The organism is Bradyrhizobium sp. AZCC 2230 (genome assembly GCF_036924495.1).
Taxonomy (GTDB): domain Bacteria; phylum Pseudomonadota; class Alphaproteobacteria; order Rhizobiales; family Xanthobacteraceae; genus Bradyrhizobium; species Bradyrhizobium rifense.
The window spans coordinates 8,940,271-8,957,125 of the sequence record NZ_JAZHRS010000001.1; the positions used below are offsets into that span (position 1 = coordinate 8,940,271).

A 16,855-nucleotide genomic window follows, 5' to 3' on the forward strand; every position below is an offset into this window, starting at 1 on the left:
ACGAGTTCGTCCGGCCTGAAGACCGGCCACTCCACGATGCCGAACAAGCCGTCGGAAACGAAATCTAATCAGACCATGTTCCTGCAGGTTAACGGAAGCACGTGCGAGATCGTAGCTGCCCGTACTACGCCGTTGCTGTATGTGCTGCGCAACGATCTGAAGCTGAACGGCCCCAAATTCGGATGCGGCCTCGGAGAATGCGGTGCATGCACAGTCATCCTGGACGGACTGCCTGCGCGATCGTGTGTCATTCCCGTCGGCGGCTGCGTCGACCGAAGCATCCTCACACTTGAGGGTTTAGGCTCGCGGTATGATCTAGATCCGATCCAAAGCGCTTTCATTGCGGAAGAAGCGGCGCAATGCGGCTATTGCCTCAACGGGATGATCATGACGACAAAAGCCTTGTTGGCGCGAAACGCCCGCCCGTCCGAACAAGAAGCTGCCGAGGCGCTGAAATACAATCTTTGCCGATGCGGCGCCCATGTCGAAATTCTGCGGGCGGTGATGAGGGCAGCCTCCGAAACGGCAAGTTCGGAGTAGTCATGCCGAACATTGAAATCCCGGCGATAACCGCCGGTACCGGTCCCGATGGAACCTTATCCGTCGTGCGGCGATCGTCTAGAGGTGCGACCGAGAACTTTCTCGTTCTAACGTCGGACGGGTCGATAACTGCCTTCAGCGGTCACGTGGATCTTGGAACGGGCATTCGTACCGCTCTCGCGCAAATCGTTGCCGAAGAGCTCGATGTGGCATTCGAACGCGTCGTCATGTCCCTCGGCGATACCGCACGAACGCCCGATCAAGGCCCGACGATCGCAAGCGAGACCATTCAGCTCGCTGCAGTGCCGATCAGAAAAGCGGCTGCCCAGGCCCGCCAATTCCTGGTTGCTCGTGCCGCGGAGCGCTTCGATGTGCATCCGGACGAACTATCCGTCGAGGACGGACTCGTCCGTTGCAGCGGAAACCGCAGCGCGAGTTATGGCGAGTTGATCGCGGGGCAAACATTCGCGATAGAGCTTACCGACAACGTCGCGGTGAAATCCTTTGAATCGTACAGAGTCGTGGGCAAACAGGCTCCGCGTGTCGACCTTGTCGCAAAGGCTACCGGCGAACTCACCTACGTCCACGACGTGCGTGTCTCCGGCATGGTCCATGGGCGCGTCGTGCGTCCGCCTTATGCCGGCGTCGATGCAGGAGATTTCGTCGGAAACAGCCTGATTTACGTCAACCAAGCATCGGTCGCGGACCTTCCCGGGATGATCGGCGTCGTGACAATCGGGGATTTCGTCGGCGTCATCGCAGAACGCGAGGAAAATGCCATCAAGGCGGGCGAGCTTCTCGAAGTCGCGTGGAAGCCGGTGCCGCCGGTTCCAGACCTGAAGGACATCGAAACCGCGTTGCGCGCCAACCCGTCAACGCCCAGGACGCTGATCGACAAGGGTGACGTGGGGGAGGCTATCTCGAAAGCCGATAAGCGGATCAAGGCCAAATATATCTGGCCTTACCAGATGCACGCATCGATCGGACCTTCGTGTTCGGTGGCGGACTACCGGGATGGCTTCCTCCGCGTTTGGTCCGGTACCCAGAATCCTCACATACTCCGCGCCGATCTTGCGTTGCTTATGCAGATGGACGAAGCGCAGATCGCATCGTGCGCATGGAGGCCGCGGGCTGCTACGGACGCAACTGTGCAGACGACGTCTCGGCCGATGCGGCACTGCTATCGCGGGCAATCGTCCGTCCCGTGCGCGTCCAACTGAGCCGCGAACAGGAGCATGTCTGGGAGCCGAAGGGCACCGGGCAGCTCCTCGAGGTGGACGGTGGCCTTAACGCTGACGGCAGCGTCGCGGCATACGATTTCACGACGCGGTATCCCTCGAACAATTCGCCGACGCTCGCGCTTCTGCTCACCAACACCATATCTTCCGTTCCCGATGTGATCGGGATGGGAGACCGCACCGCCATCCCCCCATACGAATTCGACTCGATGCGCGTGGTCGTGCACGACATGCCACCGATCGTGCGTGCATCATGGCTCCGGGCCGTCTCGGCACTCCCGAACACGTTCGCGCATGAATCCTATATCGACGAGCTTGCCGCGGAAGTCGGCGTCGACCCGATCGAATATCGTCTGCGCTATTTGAAGGATCAGCGAGGAATAGATCTCATCAAGGAGGTCGCCGCGCGGGCCGAATGGATGCCGCGGGCTCCGAATCCGCATCAGCTCGCGGAAGGCGACGTCGTCTCGGGCCGGGGATTCGCATACGCCCTTCACCTCCACGGCAAGTTTCCAGGTATTGCGGCGGCCTGGTCGGCATGGATCGCCGACGTGACGGTGAACAAGACCACCGGCGACGTCAACGTGACGCGTGTGGTCATGGGCCAGGACGCCGGCCTGGTGATCAATCCTGATGGTGCGCGGCACCAGATACAAGGCAACGTCATACAGTCGACGAGCCGGGCGCTGATGGAAGAGGTGGCGTTCAATCGCGCGGGTGTCGTGAGTCGAGAGTGGGGCGCCTATCCGATCATCAAGTTTCCGGACGTCCCCAGAATCGATGTTTTGCTGATGCCGCGCCAGGACCAGCCGCCACTCGGAATCGGAGAGGCGTCTTCGATCCCGAGCGCTGCGGCGATTGCAAATGCGATCTTCGACGCAACCGGCGTGCGTTTCAGGGAGTTGCCCTTCACGCCAGACCGTATCAGGGTCGGCCTGAACGGCGCGACGTCCGGGGCACTGTCGCGAGCCAAGAAGCGCACCGGCCTTTTTGCCGGGTTGATAAGCGCGTGGGTCGCGGTGGCCGGCTTCGCTACGATGGCAATGCCTTGGAAGTCGGCGATAGCGCCGATCCCAAGACCCGATGCGACCGTTTATTCAAAGTCGACGATCAATCGCGGAAAGCAGCTTGCCGCGCTAGGCAATTGCGCGGTATGCCACACGACGGAAAACGGTATCGCGAACGCTGGGGGACTCGCCATAGAGACGCCGTTCGGGACGATCTACAGCACAAACATCACGCCCGATATTGATACCGGAATCGGAGATTGGTCGTATCCCGCCTTCGAGCGGTCCATGCGCGAGGGCATCCACCGCGACGGACGGCATCTTTACCCGGCGTTTCCATACAATCATTTCGCGAAGACGTCTGATGCCGACTTGCAGGCGCTCTATGCGTATCTCATGTCCCAGTCCCCGGTCCATGCGGAAAATCGAAATTCGGAATTGGCGTTTCCATTTGGCGCGCGTCCTCTGGTTTCAGTTTGGAACGCCGCATTTCACAGCGCCGCCGTGTTTCAGGCGGATCCGTCGAAATCTGAGGCTTGGAATCGCGGTGCTTATCTTGTGGAAGGGCTTGGCCACTGCGGCGCGTGTCATACTCCACGCAATCTCTTTGGCGCGGAGAGGGGAGGGGCGCCGGCTCATCTCGGTGGGGCGATGGTCAAGGGTTGGGAGGCTCCGGCGCTGAACTCCCTATCTCACGCGCCAATTCCCTGGACCGAGGAAGAGCTGTTCGCCCATCTGCGGACCGGTACGTCCCGCTTTCACGGCGTAGCCGCCGGACCCATGGCGCCCGTCGTCAAGGAGCTCGCGGTCCTCCCCGACAGCGACATCAAGGCAATGGCCAGCTATATCGCCTCTTTCAATGCCGACAGACATGATCCGGTGGGGCAGGAAACATTGGCCAAGCAGATCGAAACGGCGGCAGGCGCCAGATTCATCACGGCGTCGTCGATCGGCGAGAAAATCCATGAAGGCGCCTGTGCAGTCTGCCATCAGGCAAGCGTGCCGGGGCTGTTCGGTACGAGGCCATCGCTCGCCCTCAACAGCAATCTCCACAGCCAGAGGTCTGACAATCTGATCCAGGTGATCCTTCACGGGATTAGCTCGCCCGTCTCAAGCGACCTCGGCTACATGCCCGCCTTCAAGAACAGTCTGGACGACGAGCAGGTTGTCGAACTCGTTTCCTATCTGCGGCAAAAATTTGCGCCCGAGAAACAAGCCTGGATCGGTGTCCCCGAAACCATTCGGCGGATCCGAATGAGCCGGTAAGCCGCTTGCAGCGATTGGAGGAGCCGGCGAAGGCCATCGCAAAGTGTCGCTGCAGGCCGGGGCGTGCACCTGCCCACGGAGCATTATCTTAACTGTCGGCCATTTGGTTCGAAAATGATGCGATAACGAATTCGCCGGATTCCATGACGTGATCCACCATGGCCCTGCGCGCACGCGCCGGCTCGCGGTCCTCAAGCGCTTTGAGGATTCGTTCATGCTGGACGATGTTCTGCTCAATTCGGAAGCTATTCATGCCGAAGGCCGAAGACAGCATGACGCTCCTCGCATATCCCGATGTCACATCCAGAATGGTGCGGGCGAGATATCGATTGTTCGAGGCATCATTGATGGTCTTGTGAAACTTCGCGTTCATGTCGATCCAGCGCTGCGCGGCCTGCTCGAACCACTTCGGATCGGCGCGCGACGTGGAATCCCGATCGCCGCGAAGCTCCTTCACAGCTTGCACGAACTCGTCATGGGAAATTCTGAGATCCACCAATTGCTGATCAGTGATCCAGCGCGCCGCAAGCTGCGCGGCCAGGCCCTCAAGTTCGGCTCTTACCTGGTACATTTCGGATATTTCACGGCTGGAAGGCGCGCGGACCACCGCGCTGCGGCGCTGGGCCTGACTGACGATCCCCTTGGCCTCCAGCCGCGAGAGTGCCTCCCTGATTGGAGTACGGCTTACGTCAAATTGCTGGGCCAGCACTTCCTGCTTCAAGCGTGTTCCCGGTGGGTATTCGCCGGCGACGATCTTGGCCTGGATCCGGTTGGCCAGATCCTCGATAAGCTTCGGAGAAGCAGCTGCTTTCAAGGGAGTTCCGCCTTTCTTCTATGTGACATCCGGTAAGGCCGACTCGGCGGCAAAGCAAGCCGGGGAGCGGACTCCGTGACTAAAATGTTAGCTGTTCTTGATGAACCGAATACCACAAAGCGAACAATCGCGCTTGACTAGTATATTTTTGGATACAATGATACGAATTATGGATGTAGAATTTCGCCGGGAGAAGACCATGACCACCGATAATCCCACAGATTTCGCGCCAGAGTAACTGGCACGTAAACGACATGGAATGGGTAGTAGGCCGGCCGCAAGATCATCTTCCTCAAGTATCCCGGTCCGAGGACGTGCGCGACGCCGATCTACGCCGGCCGCATGAACCTCAAAGCTGAGCAAGTAAAGCGAGCCTCCTGACCTCGATCACTGAGCGTACGGAACCGGCGCCGAGTTTGCCCTGATCGGGCATCTATCGCCGCGATCCGGGCACAGGAAATGCATCGAATTATTCACTGAGGTATCATTGGAGATAGTTGGAAATGGGTGCGGTCATTGTCGGCTGTGATGTCGGCGGCACGTTTACGGATCTAATTCTGCATGACCCTTCCAACGGAGGGCTGCAGTTGGCAAAGGTGCCGACCACGACCGCCAACCAGGCTCATGGCGTGATCGCTGCGCTCGAAAAGACCGGAATGAGTGCGCATGGGGTCGACCTTTTCATTCACGGCACGACCGCGACGACGAACGCCGTGCTTGAGCGCAAGCTCGCGAAATGCGGACTGATCACGACCAGAGGCTTCCGAGACGTCCTCGAACTCGGCCGACGAACACGGCCGAACCCCTACGGTTTGATCGGAACGTTCGAGCCCATTATTCCCCGCGACCTCCGTTTCGAAGTCACGGAGCGCATGGATGCTTCGGGCTCAGTCGTAGATCCGCTTTCCGAGGACGAGGTCCGCGAAGTCGTGAAGAAGCTGCTTGCGCTGGGCGCCGAGTCCGTCGTTATCCATTTTCTGCATTCCTACGCCAATCCCGATCACGAATTGCGAGCCGCGGAGATCGTGAGATCGCTGTGGCCCAACGAGTACGTTACGGCAGGCCACCAAATCATCGGGGAATGTCGAGAGTACGAGCGCGGCGTGACCGCTGCCGTCAACGGTTCGGTCCAGCCGATCCTGCATCGTTATTTGAACAAGCTCGAAGCTGAACTCAAGGACCGCGGGCTGAAACGCCAGCTTCTCGTCATGCAGGGAAACGGCGGTACGGCATCGTCCTCGATCGTGACCCACACCGCCGTCCAGACCGTCATGTCGGGCCCCGCCTCAGGCGTGATCGCAGCTGCCAGTACAGCTACGGCTGCCGGATTTCCTAACGTCGTTACCTATGACATGGGCGGCACGTCGACAGACGTCGCTCTGATTCAGGACGGGGTGCCGCTGGTCTCCTCCGAACTGGAAATCGAATATGCGATGCCCATCCACGTACCAATGGTGGACGTTCACACCGTTGGTGCCGGAGGAGGTTCGATCGCGCACGTCGACGAAGCCGGCCTGCTTAAGATCGGGCCGAAGAGCGCCGGAGCCATTCCCGGCCCGATCTGCTTTGGCAGGGGCGGGACCGAACCTACAATCACAGACGCCAATCTGGTCCTGGGCCGGCTAAACCCCGCGCGGTTGCTGGGCGTGCAGAACTTGACAACGATGACCGTTGTGGAAGAGGCCTTGATGGCCCAAGTGGGAGCTGCGCTGAAACTTAGCGCGGAACAGGCCGCAGCTGCTGTCATCCGGGTGGCCAACGACAAGATGGCCGGCGCCATCCGGCTTGTCTCGCTGTCGCGTGGGCATGATCCTCGGGATTTCATCCTTCTGGCATTCGGCGGTGCAGGACCGCTCCATGCGGCCGCGTTGGCGCGCGAGCTTGGCATTCCCAAAGTTCTTATTCCGGCCCGTCCTGGTCTGACGAACGCTTTGGGTTGTCTCGTTGCGGACTTGCGGCATGACTTTGTGCGGACAATCAACAAGCCGCTTTCCATGGTCAACGAGGTGGACGTCCTCTCCGTGCTCGACGCGCATATCGAAGAGGGAAACAAAATTCTTCAGCACGAAAATATCGAAATTGAAAACGTGCAGGTCTTTCACACAGCTGACATGCAGTTCCAGGGTCAGACGCATATCCTGAACGTCGCGTTGTCAGGACGCGGAGTAAAGATTGCCGACCTCGACAAGGCGTTTGCCGAAGCCTACTGGAACCGCTTCAGGGTTGCGCTTCCCGAAATCAAACCCGTGCTCGCCAATCTGCATACCGCTGTGATCGGAAAGAGAAGGCCTTTCCCAGTCGACGCATTGACGTCCAGCACCGCCGCCAAGAATCTCGACGACGCAAAGATAGATATGAGACGCGTCTGGTTCGAAGACGGATGGCTGTCGACACCGATCTTCGATCGAGACCGCTTGCCGCTGAATAGCGAATTTCTGGGTCCCGCGATTCTGGAGCAATTGGATGCAACGACCGTGATTCATCCCGGTGACCGGGCGCAGGTGGACCTATTGGGTAATGTGATCATCCATGTTGGGAAGGGACAATAACGTGACGACGATCGATCCGGTAACGCTAGCGGTCATTCAGAACGGATTGCAGCAGGTCTGCAACGAGATGGACACTACCTTCGTCCGCGCGGCGTTCAGTCCGGTGATCGCAGAAGGCCTCGATCGCTCCGACGGCATCTATCATCGCTCAACCGGGGAGCTCATCGCGCAGGGTGAGTTGGGGCTCCCGATCTTCGTGGGGACGATGCAGTTCTCGACGCGCGCGGTGATCGACCGCGCCAAGAACCTCGAGGAAGGCGACATCTTCATTCTGAACGATCCCTATCTCGGCGGCACGCACCTGATGGACGTGAAATTCGTCAAGCCATTCTTCTACAGGGGGCATCTTTTCGCCTGGCTTTCGAACACTGGTCACTGGCCGGATACCGGCGGCATGGTGCCCGGAGGCTTTTCTGCTAAGGCGACCGAAGTCGAACAAGAAGGACTTCGAATTCCTCCGGTGAAGCTCTACAAACGTGGCGTGATCGACGAGGAAATACTGTCGATCATCCTCTCAAACATCCGAATAGCTGATCAGCGGATCGGCGATATCAGGGCGCAAGCAGCCGCGCTTGAGATCGGAGAGCGCCGCTTGACCGCGCTGCTCGATCGTTATGGCGCTGACACTGTCGAGCTCGCGATCGAACTTCTCAAGCAGGGCGCCTGCCAGCAGATGAAGGCCAAGATCACTGCGATACCGGATGGCGACTACCGCAGCATTACGATCGTTGATTCCGACGGCGTCGTCGATGAGCCGCTCGAGATTAACCTTTTGATCCGCAAGCGAGGCGAGAGTCTCGAGTTCGACCTTTCGAAATCAAGCCCGCCTTGCCGCGGACCTATGAACAGCGTGATCGCGACCACCAAGTCCGCAATCTACCTCGCGATCAAGCATATCTTCCCGGAGGTCCCAATCAACGCCGGGACGTTCGAACCACTCCACGTGCCCGTGCCGACCGGTACATTCCTCGATGCACAGTATCCGCGTCCCGTGTCCGGATGTGCCGCCGAAGTCAGCCAGCGCATCGCGGAAGCCGTTTTTCTGGCCCTCGCCGAAGCGCTACCGGAACGACTGTTCGCAGCGCCCGCCGGCACGAGCGGAAACCTGGCGATAGGGGGCACGGACCCCGAGACCGGCAGCAACTTCGTTATGTACATCGTGACTGGCGGCGGATACGGCGGATCGATCGAGTTCGACGGCATCTCGAACGGATGTTCGACAATTGGCATTGCGAAGACGCCGCCTATCGAGATCCTGGAGCAGCGTTTCCCCGTTCTGTTCAAGGAATTTGCGATAGCCGAAGAGTCTGCCGGCGCGGGAACGCATCGCGGAGGATTCGGTGTTCGCTATTCCATTGCGCTGCGGCGCGGCGAAGCTCGCGCCTCCTTCGTGATGGATCATGGCAGGGTGGGGCCGCCTGGCGTCCTCGGCGGCGAGGCCGGCCAGCCGAACAGCATTGTGATTCAACAAGGCGGCAGGACGTTCGTGCCCCTGCACTTGTCGAAGGACCAGGACATTCAGCTTCGCGCCGGTGATATCATCAACGTGCAGACGCCCGGCGGCGGAGGCTATGGAAATCCGGCGGATCGACCTGCTAAGCTAACGGCGAAGGATGCGAAGCATGGCTACCGGGCCTTTACATCGACTTCGGGAGCCGCAGATCGTTCTGTCGCCAAGCTGAAGGCAGCTGAATAACTTCCAGACGGCTATCAGAAAAGTGGTTTCGGCTAACGGCCACTTCAATGAAAGCGTACCTATCCGTGGATAAGGACGCGCCAGTCACACGCGCGTGGCGAAAGCTGGACCGCATCATTGCCCGCCCCAATCATTGAGGTTTGTACCTAGCCAATCGAAATCGCGGGCAGGGCGGCTGACCCATTCCTGCCCGGATACCGCTCGGCCGAACCGCGTCTCCCTCGGAGATTGCTGCTCTGGTGCTTTGGCTGGTTGAAGGTGAGGGGAGAGATTGGCCAGCACCTCAACTTAGACTTTCGGGCTTTTAGGGACAGCCCTCGCTATTGATCGCAAAGGTGTCCGACCGCTGCGTAGGATACACATGGCTATTATTGGATACAATTGCTATAATTTTGGACTCGTATTTTCAGGACACGTATCCTTTAATGGAACTCCGGCCGATGCCAGAAGACGGAAACAGCATGGTTGCCAACAGTTTCGGAGCCCGTCTCGCTGCACGGGGCCTCACCCTTCCTCCAGCGGTTCCGCCGAAAGCGAATTCTAATACCGGGCCGGTGAGATCTGGTTTCGGCCATTGGAAGTCGGATGGCGCCTGCATCCAGGGACAGGTGGGAATAGGGCTCACCGTGGAGGAGGGTTATGCAGCAGCTCGGCGCTGCGGGCTTAGTTTATTAGCAACTCTCCGCCCCGACTTCGGAACGCTCGACGGCGTAGAGCGCATTGTGAATGTGCCCGGGTTCATGGCGTCGCCGCCGGACCCCGCCGGCCATTCGAGCGTCGACCGCTGCACAGATCTTTTTGTCGACTTGTTCGGTGACGAGGGGCGACCCGCGCGATCGGCGTCGCGTGGTTTTGCGGTCGAGATCGAGGCCGTGGCCTCGGCGCGCCTGCCTCACACATCGCAGCCATCTTAGTCCTCACGGTCGGGGATAAGGGGGCTTCTCAGCTGTCAGAACCAAAATCGGATACGTCCGCAAACTAGAACCAAGCAGAGGGGACTTCAGATGTTAGAACTCAAAAGCGTCGAGCCGCACGTCGATAAATCCGGCATGGCGATATCGCCGCCGAGCCGTTCTCTCGGGCGAAGCCGCCGGGCGTTTGCGCTTGGTACGGTGCTTGCCTTTTTGTGTGCGCCCGCCGCGATGGCCCAGACGCCGATCAAGGTTGGAGACATCAACAGCTACAGCAACCAGGCGCCGTTTACGGAGCCCTATCGCCGGGGTGCCGAGCTCGCCATCGAAGAAATCAACACCGCCGGCGGCATCGACGGGCGGCCGCTTCAGGCTATCTTCCGCGACGACGCCGCCAAGGCCGGCGACGCCATCCGCCAGGCCGAGGAACTGACCGCATCCGAGGGGGTCAGCGTTCTCGCCGGCGGCTTCCTTTCCAGCGTCTGCCTCGCCCTCGCGGACTTCGCCCAGCAGCGCAAAATACCCTTCGTCTGCGGCATTGCGTCGAGCGACGCCATCGTCTGGGGAAAAGGCAACCGCTACACCTTCCAGACCGCAGCCACCACTTACATGAACACACTGGCTCTTGCGGAAATCGCGGCGAAGCTTCCTGCCAAGACATGGGCGACGGTTGCACCTAATTATGAGTACGGCACTTCGAATATAGCCCGTTTCAAGCAGCACCTGCTGCGCCTGCGCCCGGACGTGATTTTCGTGGCTGAGCAATGGCCGGCTCTCGGCAAGATCGATCCGGGGCCGACCATCGACGCGCTCCTGGCCGCGCAGCCCGACGCAATCTTTAATGCGGAATTCGGCACCGATCTTGTCCGCCTGGTGCGCGAAGCCAATACACGCGGCGCGTTCAAGGGCAAAACAGTGGTGAGCACCCTCACCGGGCAGCCCGAATATCTCGACACGCTGCAGGACGAGACGCCGGAAGGCTGGATCGTCACCGGTTATCCCTGGCAGAGCATCGATACGCCCGAGCACACGGCGTTTCGTGCCGCCTACGAAAAAAAGTTCAAAGACTATCCCCGCGTGGCATCGATAAACGGTTACATGACCTACAAGGCCATCGCCGCGGCAATTAAGAAGGCCGGCAGCACGGATCCGGAAAAAATCGTTGACGCGTTCGCCGATCTCACCATTCCGACGCCATTCGGTCCAATCACCTACCGTGCGGCCGACAATAAATCAACAATCCCTGTGTTCACAGGCAAACTTGCCAAGAAGGATGGCAAGGGCGTGATGGTGGACTGGACCGTTATCGACGGCGCCAAGCTGCTGCCGTCGCCAGCGGAAGTCGCAAAGCTACGCCCGGGCAAGCCGTGACGTCACGGCAACACCTGAAGATGCACCCACCAGCACAACATCCGCGAGCGCGCCCACACGAGCGCCTAAACGGAAATCCAATAGGTAGCGAAGAATCTGACATGCGATATGTACGCAACACGTGGTACCCGCTCGCTTGGTCGCACGACATAACGCGCACGCTCACGCGTCGGACCGTCATTGAGCAGAATGTAGTTCTTTACAGATCGAGCGACGGCTCTGTTGTCGCGCTCGACGACTTATGTCCTCACCGCATGCTTCCGCTTTCCCTTGGCCGGTTGAAGGGGGACGCGATCGAGTGCGGTTATCATGGAATGACTTTTGACGGCGCGGGCAAATGCATCCGTGTTCCCGGTCAGAACGTCATTCCAAGGAATGCCGTTGTGCGATCTTATCCGACGGGCGAAAGACTCGGTCTGGTTTGGATCTGGATGGGAGATCCGGAATTGGCCGACCGGAGCAAAATTTTTGATCTTCCCGAGTTTCACGACCCGAACTGGTCGGTCGTCTTCGGTGACGCCCTGCACAATCAGTCCAACTACCTCAACCTGGCTGACAATCTCTGCGATCCTTCACACGTCAGCTTCGTTCATTCCGGTTCATTGGGCAATGCGGCGAGCGAAGACATTCCCGTACAGAGCGAAAGGGATGGCGAGAAGATTTTGGTCTGGCGCTGGGTTCCCGATGCGCCCCCGATCGGAATTTTCCAGAACTATCGAAAATTCAGCGGCAACGTCGATCGTTGGCATTATTATCATTACTATGCTCCGTCGATCGCCGTAATCGACTTTGGAACGGCGCCGGCCGGCAGTATTCCTGTAGACGGCGATCGCAACCGGGGAATGCGGATTTTTGCCGGACATTTCATCACGCCCGTCGACGAGCGAACGAGCATCGACCATTGGCTTCATCTCCGGAATTTCAATCAAGACGATCCGGATGTCGCATCGCAGTTGAATAGCGATTTCCGCGCCGTCTTCGACGAAGACAGATTAATTCTCGAAGCGCTGCATCGTGAAGAGGAGGCACGTCCTGATTTCAAACGGATCAACCTGGCTATCGACGCGGCGCCGAACAGGATGCGTCGTATTGTGGATGATCTGATCGCCCGTGATCAGACGCTCGCAAGCCATTGAACGTTTTGAAAAGAGCCACACCTATGACATCGACTTTCAAAATCGGATGCAACGGACGCGGTGCCCAACAGTCGTCTCTTCAGAATCCGGTTGCGCTGGAAGAAGCGTTCATCGACGAACAATTTCGCCTGGTAAAAGAGGCCGGCGTGTTCGACTATTTCGACCGGCTTCCGTCGGCTGGAAACCTGGATGAATACCGAAAGGCTATAGACAAGTACGATCTCCCGGTGCTTACGGCGAGCTGGTTTTACCGATTGGGAGAAGAGGACGACTTAATACCGAAAAACCTTCGGATCGCCAGAGAGATCGGTGCATCGCTGCACAACATCATGATCTATACGCGTCATGCCGATGGTCATGTTTTGCGCAACGAGGAAATAGTCGATTGTTATCTGCGTACCTATGACGAAGGATTGAAGATCGGAGTCGAGCCGACTTTCGAACTTCATGTCAACATGTGGTCCGAGGATTTTCGTCGCGTAACGCCCGTCGCGTCGGAGGTGCAACGACGCGGCGTGCCCTTTAATTTGACGCTTGATTACAGCCATGTAAATTTCAAGATTGGAAACCCGGAGGAACTGGATATCTCGTGCGTCCGCGAGGACGTCGAAACCGGTCGCTTGATTCTGGACCCGTTCGAGCAGGGTAACCTGTGTGACGAGTGGCTAGCGATGGGCATCGTACGCTGGATGCAAGTTCGCTCCGCTGCGCCGGACGGACCAAGAAATATCTGGTCCAGATTCGATCCCGGCAACGTCATCGCCGCTGTTCCCAGCGATGCGACAGATACAAACAGAGCCGGCGATCCAGGTCGTGGGATATTGTATCCCTTCACAAAGCCCCTTCCCGGTGAGTGGCATTCGGCATGGCATGCCTACAAACTGGAGCCTACAAAGGAAGTCGTGCGAAAAGTCTTGCGGCACCATAAAAATGATCCCGCAAAAAGGCTAAAATTCATCACCACGGAAATGATCAACCTTCCCGACTATGCTCACAACGCCAAATTCTCGTTGATAGGCCAGAATGCAGCGATCGCTCAGTTCGTGCGGGATACTTGGGCCGAAATAGACTCAAGCGTCGCATGAACAATGCACTCTCGAATCCTTGTTAGGAGGCCAGCCACAGGCAGCAGATGAAGACGTGACCCCAGACGGCGTCGTGGTCACTAATGATCAACCTTCCAATGTTTCAACTCGATAAGTGTCTCGATTCATTTCTATCATCTCGACGCTAACTAATATGCGAACTCCCGGTGGGCGTGGCACGTGTCGACGAAGAACGGATGCGATTCGGTTCGCGAGATCCTTCCTGGTTTCCGGTGACCTTCCAGGGAAGAGATAAAACTGAGCGTAGACAAAGGCTCGGGCCTCCTCTTGAGTGCCAATCTTGTAGTTGGACAAGGCGCTGACACTTGATTTTAGATCGAATTCGTCGCGAATGGCTTCGCTTTCGGCCAGCAGTTCATTGACTTTCGCAAGTATCACGGGTGCGGGAAAGCCGAGTAAGTTATCGGTATAGTCGATTTTTAAGTATGGCATTGAGTGATCCCACAGGTAGTCGGTACCAGTGTACGCGTCAGGTACGTCACGCAAATCGAAAATATGTTACGGTAAAAATAGTCCGGATAGGTGCTTCACGAATGAATGTGATATCGGGGCACCAAAGTTGAATAGGGATCGCGGCGCCGCTTTTCAGCCATAGGTCTCGGTGGGTGGTGCAAAATCCATTCAGCCCGCAGCATTTGCCAGCGGCGCATTGAAGCCACAGGTTGCCACAGGTGAGTTGTTGTCAATGTCGTAAGCCACGAGTGTCGCCGCAGATGGTCGCCTCATCCGAAGCCGTCGCACCGCAACTTGATGAGATAGCCCATATTGGCTTGCCGTCGAAGCCAGCCTTCGCATCGGCGTACCGCGGCTAGCGGCGGCCAAGGCCGCGCTCGAATGCAGACGGTCGCGCACGATCCAGCTTAGCTTCGGACGGCGGACGACGAGATGGTTCGTCGGAATTCCGAAAACACGGTGACGTAGGATATGCACGCCACGCATGTTTGCGCGGCGGGCATGTAAAAAAATTGGTCTGAGGGTTGACGGCATATGCGCGCTCATGCCAAATATTGTATCCACAAAAAGATCTTTTGCATCCGAAAATGGTTGCGATCACAGAAGCTCTAAGGAGAAGGTTTTTATGATCGCAAGCCATAAGCGGGGTTTGCTGACGGCGGCATTGGTTGGGCTCGCCGTTCGCGGAAACCACACCTTTGCTGAGACCCGATTCTCCTACGATCAGATCGGAATTCTTACGGACATATCCGGTCTCTGCGCCGTGCTGGCCGGACCTGGCTCGGTGGAAGCGGGCGTGGGGTACACAAACGCGGTCGCTTTTGCAGATCAGATTGATCGCCAATCGCTCGGAGGGACGAATACGTGACGATTCAATCGGAACAGATCGAGGGCTGGATCGTCGTCACCGGCGCTGGCAGGGGCATCGGTGCAGGCATCGCGCGACGCCTCTGCGAGCGAGGCGCTTGTGTGATGGTCGCGGACCTCGATCTCGCGGCGGCGGAGGAGACGGCGGCGTGCCTGTGCCGCGATGGACACCGAGCGCAGGCCGGACATGTTGATGTCGCCGAAGAGACTTCGGTTGAAGCACTGGGAGATGTGGCCGTACGGCTCGGCAAACTTGTCGGCTGGGTCAACAATGCCGGGATTTCCGAGGTCATTCCGCTGACCGACATGTCCGTCGAGGCCTGGGACCGCATGATGAGCGTCAACGTCCGGGGTGTCTTTCTCGGCACGCGAGCGGCTGCAAGAAGAATCGAGAGCGGCGGAGCCATCGTGAACCTTGCAAGTGTGTCCTCAGTCATCGCGTTTCCCCACCGGTCCCATTACGGCGCCTCCAAAGGTGCTGTCGTCGCGTTTACAAAGCATGCAGCGATAGATCTCGCGCCACGGGGTATTCGCGTCAACGCCGTCGGGCCGGGAACGATCGAGAGCCAGATGACACTGGGTCGCCTCTCGGATCCGGAACAATTGCGATGGACGCTGCAGCGGGTACCTGCCGGTCGAGTTGGCCAGCCGGAAGATATTGGCAACGCCGTGGCGTTCTTGTGTAGCCAGGATGCAGCTTACATCACCGGTGTCGTGCTGATGTGCGATGGCGGCTGGACCGCTGCTGCCTAAACCTTATTCGCTTCTGTTCTATTTGATTCAATCGGGAAGACACGCCAATGCCCTCCGCCGAAAAGCCTCTTGTTGTTATCTCGGGAGCAGCGAAAGGAATCGGGCGGGCCTGTGCGGAGGCCTTCCTGGCGACTGGATGGCACGTTGCGGCGCTTGATTACGATGCCGAGCCGTTGAACACCTTCGCGGCTGGAAAAAGCAATGTCTCTCCAATCGTGACAGACGTTGCCGATCCGGCATCGGTTGAGGCCGCAACGAGCCAACTGACGCAGCCAGCGCGGGCCCTCGTCAATGCCGCCGGCATTTTTCCTCTTTCGTCACTGGCGACTGCCGACGTCGCAACCTACCGGCGCATCTTTGATATCAACGTGCTTGGAACAGTGTTGCTCAGTCAGGCCATCGCGCGAACGATGCCCGCCGGCGGCGCGATTGTTCACTTCGCGTCGATCAACGCGTTCATGGCCAAGCCGGACCAATTGCTTTACAACGCGTCCAAAGCTGCGGTTGTGAGCCTGACGCGGGGTATGGCTGCGGATCTTGCCGAACGTCGTATACGGGTCAACGCTGTTGCGCCGGGCCCCGTCGATACCGAAGGCTTGCGCGCGATACCCGGACGGCTCGAGAAAATTTCCGCTCAGATACCGCTCGGCAGAACCGCGTCTCCCTCGGAGATGGCTGCTCTGGTGCTCTGGCTGGTCGAAGGTGAGGGGGCCCAGTTGATGACCGGGGAGACAGTCGTGAGCAGCGGCGGCGTGTTGGTGCGATGATGACCGGCCCATGTGCCGAGGCTGGGTAGATACGGATTACGACGTTACCCGGCGGCACCGCTGGATTGTGCGCGCCCTCATCAACAGCATCGTCGTTCCGAGACCCATCGCCTGGGTGACGGGTCATGATCGGGACGGCGTGGGTCGACATCCGACCTCGACAATATCGAACAGGCGCTTACGGAGTGCCCAATGCGACGCCCACCTTTCGGATCCGAACGAGCCCTGGTTCGGTAGGCGTTGCCGGATTTGGCCAAGTTAGCACTGCTTGCCGATGGCTTAGCGAGTCCGGTGCGAAGCGTAGCGAACACAGATGCAATTTGAATAAGCCTGCCAGGTCGGCACCCCTGAACGGGATGCACACGACTATTTTTTGGATAC

At 58.5% G+C, this 16,855-nt stretch carries 11 protein-coding genes and 1 pseudogene; 10 read left to right on the forward strand and 2 right to left on the reverse strand.

What is annotated here, in order from left to right; all coding sequences use genetic code 11:
* Positions 1–36 precede the first annotated feature (36 nt).
* Positions 37–540 carry a (2Fe-2S)-binding protein gene (locus tag V1280_RS42565; protein ID WP_442895270.1) on the forward strand — a complete coding sequence of 168 codons (504 nt, stop codon included), beginning with the start codon at positions 37–39 and terminating at the stop codon, positions 538–540.
* 2 nt (positions 541–542) lie between these two features.
* Positions 543–4,051 (forward strand): annotated as a pseudogene (locus tag V1280_RS42570) (molybdopterin cofactor-binding domain-containing protein).
* Between the two features lie 88 nt (positions 4,052–4,139).
* Here V1280_RS42570 and V1280_RS42575 read toward each other — a convergent pair.
* Positions 4,140–4,865, reverse strand: coding sequence for a GntR family transcriptional regulator (locus tag V1280_RS42575; protein ID WP_334390049.1), 726 nt, complete (start codon positions 4,863–4,865; stop codon positions 4,140–4,142).
* 503 nt (positions 4,866–5,368) lie between these two features.
* Between V1280_RS42575 and V1280_RS42580 the strand changes: the two genes are divergently transcribed.
* From V1280_RS42580 to V1280_RS42600, 5 genes are all read left to right on the forward strand, one after another.
* Positions 5,369–7,414, forward strand: coding sequence for a hydantoinase/oxoprolinase family protein (locus V1280_RS42580; RefSeq protein ID WP_334536853.1), 2,046 nt, complete (start codon positions 5,369–5,371; stop codon positions 7,412–7,414).
* Between the two features lies 1 nt (position 7,415).
* Positions 7,416–9,110: a hydantoinase B/oxoprolinase family protein gene (locus V1280_RS42585; RefSeq protein ID WP_334536854.1), complete on the forward strand. Its 1,695-nt coding sequence runs from the start codon at positions 7,416–7,418 to the stop codon at positions 9,108–9,110.
* 1,049 nt (positions 9,111–10,159) lie between these two features.
* Positions 10,160–11,392: an ABC transporter substrate-binding protein gene (locus V1280_RS42590; protein ID WP_442895271.1), complete on the forward strand. Its 1,233-nt coding sequence runs from the start codon at positions 10,160–10,162 to the stop codon at positions 11,390–11,392.
* 101 nt (positions 11,393–11,493) lie between these two features.
* On the forward strand, positions 11,494–12,528 hold the full coding sequence (locus tag V1280_RS42595) for an aromatic ring-hydroxylating dioxygenase subunit alpha (RefSeq protein WP_334536856.1): 1,035 nt from the start codon (positions 11,494–11,496) through the stop codon (positions 12,526–12,528).
* A 23-nt stretch (positions 12,529–12,551) separates the two neighbouring features.
* On the forward strand, positions 12,552–13,613 hold the full coding sequence (locus tag V1280_RS42600) for a hypothetical protein (RefSeq protein ID WP_334536858.1): 1,062 nt from the start codon (positions 12,552–12,554) through the stop codon (positions 13,611–13,613).
* A gap of 87 nt (positions 13,614–13,700) precedes the next feature.
* Here the strand turns inward: V1280_RS42600 and V1280_RS42605 are convergent, their stop codons facing one another.
* Positions 13,701–14,066, reverse strand: a complete 366-nt coding sequence (locus tag V1280_RS42605) for a 5-carboxymethyl-2-hydroxymuconate Delta-isomerase (RefSeq protein WP_334536859.1) — start codon at positions 14,064–14,066, stop codon at positions 13,701–13,703.
* A 646-nt stretch (positions 14,067–14,712) separates the two neighbouring features.
* Between V1280_RS42605 and V1280_RS42610 the strand changes: the two genes are divergently transcribed.
* The 3 genes from V1280_RS42610 to V1280_RS42620 are packed head-to-tail and all read left to right on the forward strand — an operon-like array spanning position 14,713 to position 16,474.
* On the forward strand, positions 14,713–14,955 hold the full coding sequence (locus tag V1280_RS42610; protein ID WP_334536861.1) for a hypothetical protein: 243 nt from the start codon (positions 14,713–14,715) through the stop codon (positions 14,953–14,955).
* Positions 14,952–15,707 (forward strand): SDR family NAD(P)-dependent oxidoreductase, encoded by a 756-nt coding sequence (locus V1280_RS42615; protein WP_334536863.1) that lies wholly within the window; start codon positions 14,952–14,954, stop codon positions 15,705–15,707. The genes V1280_RS42610 and V1280_RS42615 overlap by 4 nt, the downstream gene beginning before the upstream one ends.
* A gap of 47 nt (positions 15,708–15,754) precedes the next feature.
* Entirely contained in the window at positions 15,755–16,474 is a 720-nt protein-coding gene (locus V1280_RS42620) for an SDR family NAD(P)-dependent oxidoreductase (RefSeq protein WP_334536864.1), read from the forward strand.
* Positions 16,475–16,855: the final 381 nt, after the last annotated feature.

Bases quoted from the DNA above. Each gene is read 5' to 3' on its own strand.
- V1280_RS42565 (WP_442895270.1), top strand. From the start codon at position 37: ATGCCGAACAAGCCGTCGGAAACGAAATCTAATCAGACCATGTTCCTG.
- V1280_RS42580 (WP_334536853.1), top strand. From the start codon at position 5,369: ATGGGTGCGGTCATTGTCGGCTGTGATGTCGGCGGCACGTTTACGGAT.
- V1280_RS42590 (WP_442895271.1), top strand. From the start codon at position 10,160: ATGGCGATATCGCCGCCGAGCCGTTCTCTCGGGCGAAGCCGCCGGGCG.
- V1280_RS42595 (WP_334536856.1), top strand. From the start codon at position 11,494: ATGCGATATGTACGCAACACGTGGTACCCGCTCGCTTGGTCGCACGAC.
- V1280_RS42600 (WP_334536858.1), top strand. From the start codon at position 12,552: ATGACATCGACTTTCAAAATCGGATGCAACGGACGCGGTGCCCAACAG.
- V1280_RS42605 (WP_334536859.1), bottom strand. From the start codon at position 14,066: ATGCCATACTTAAAAATCGACTATACCGATAACTTACTCGGCTTTCCC.
- V1280_RS42610 (WP_334536861.1), top strand. From the start codon at position 14,713: ATGATCGCAAGCCATAAGCGGGGTTTGCTGACGGCGGCATTGGTTGGG.
- V1280_RS42620 (WP_334536864.1), top strand. From the start codon at position 15,755: ATGCCCTCCGCCGAAAAGCCTCTTGTTGTTATCTCGGGAGCAGCGAAA.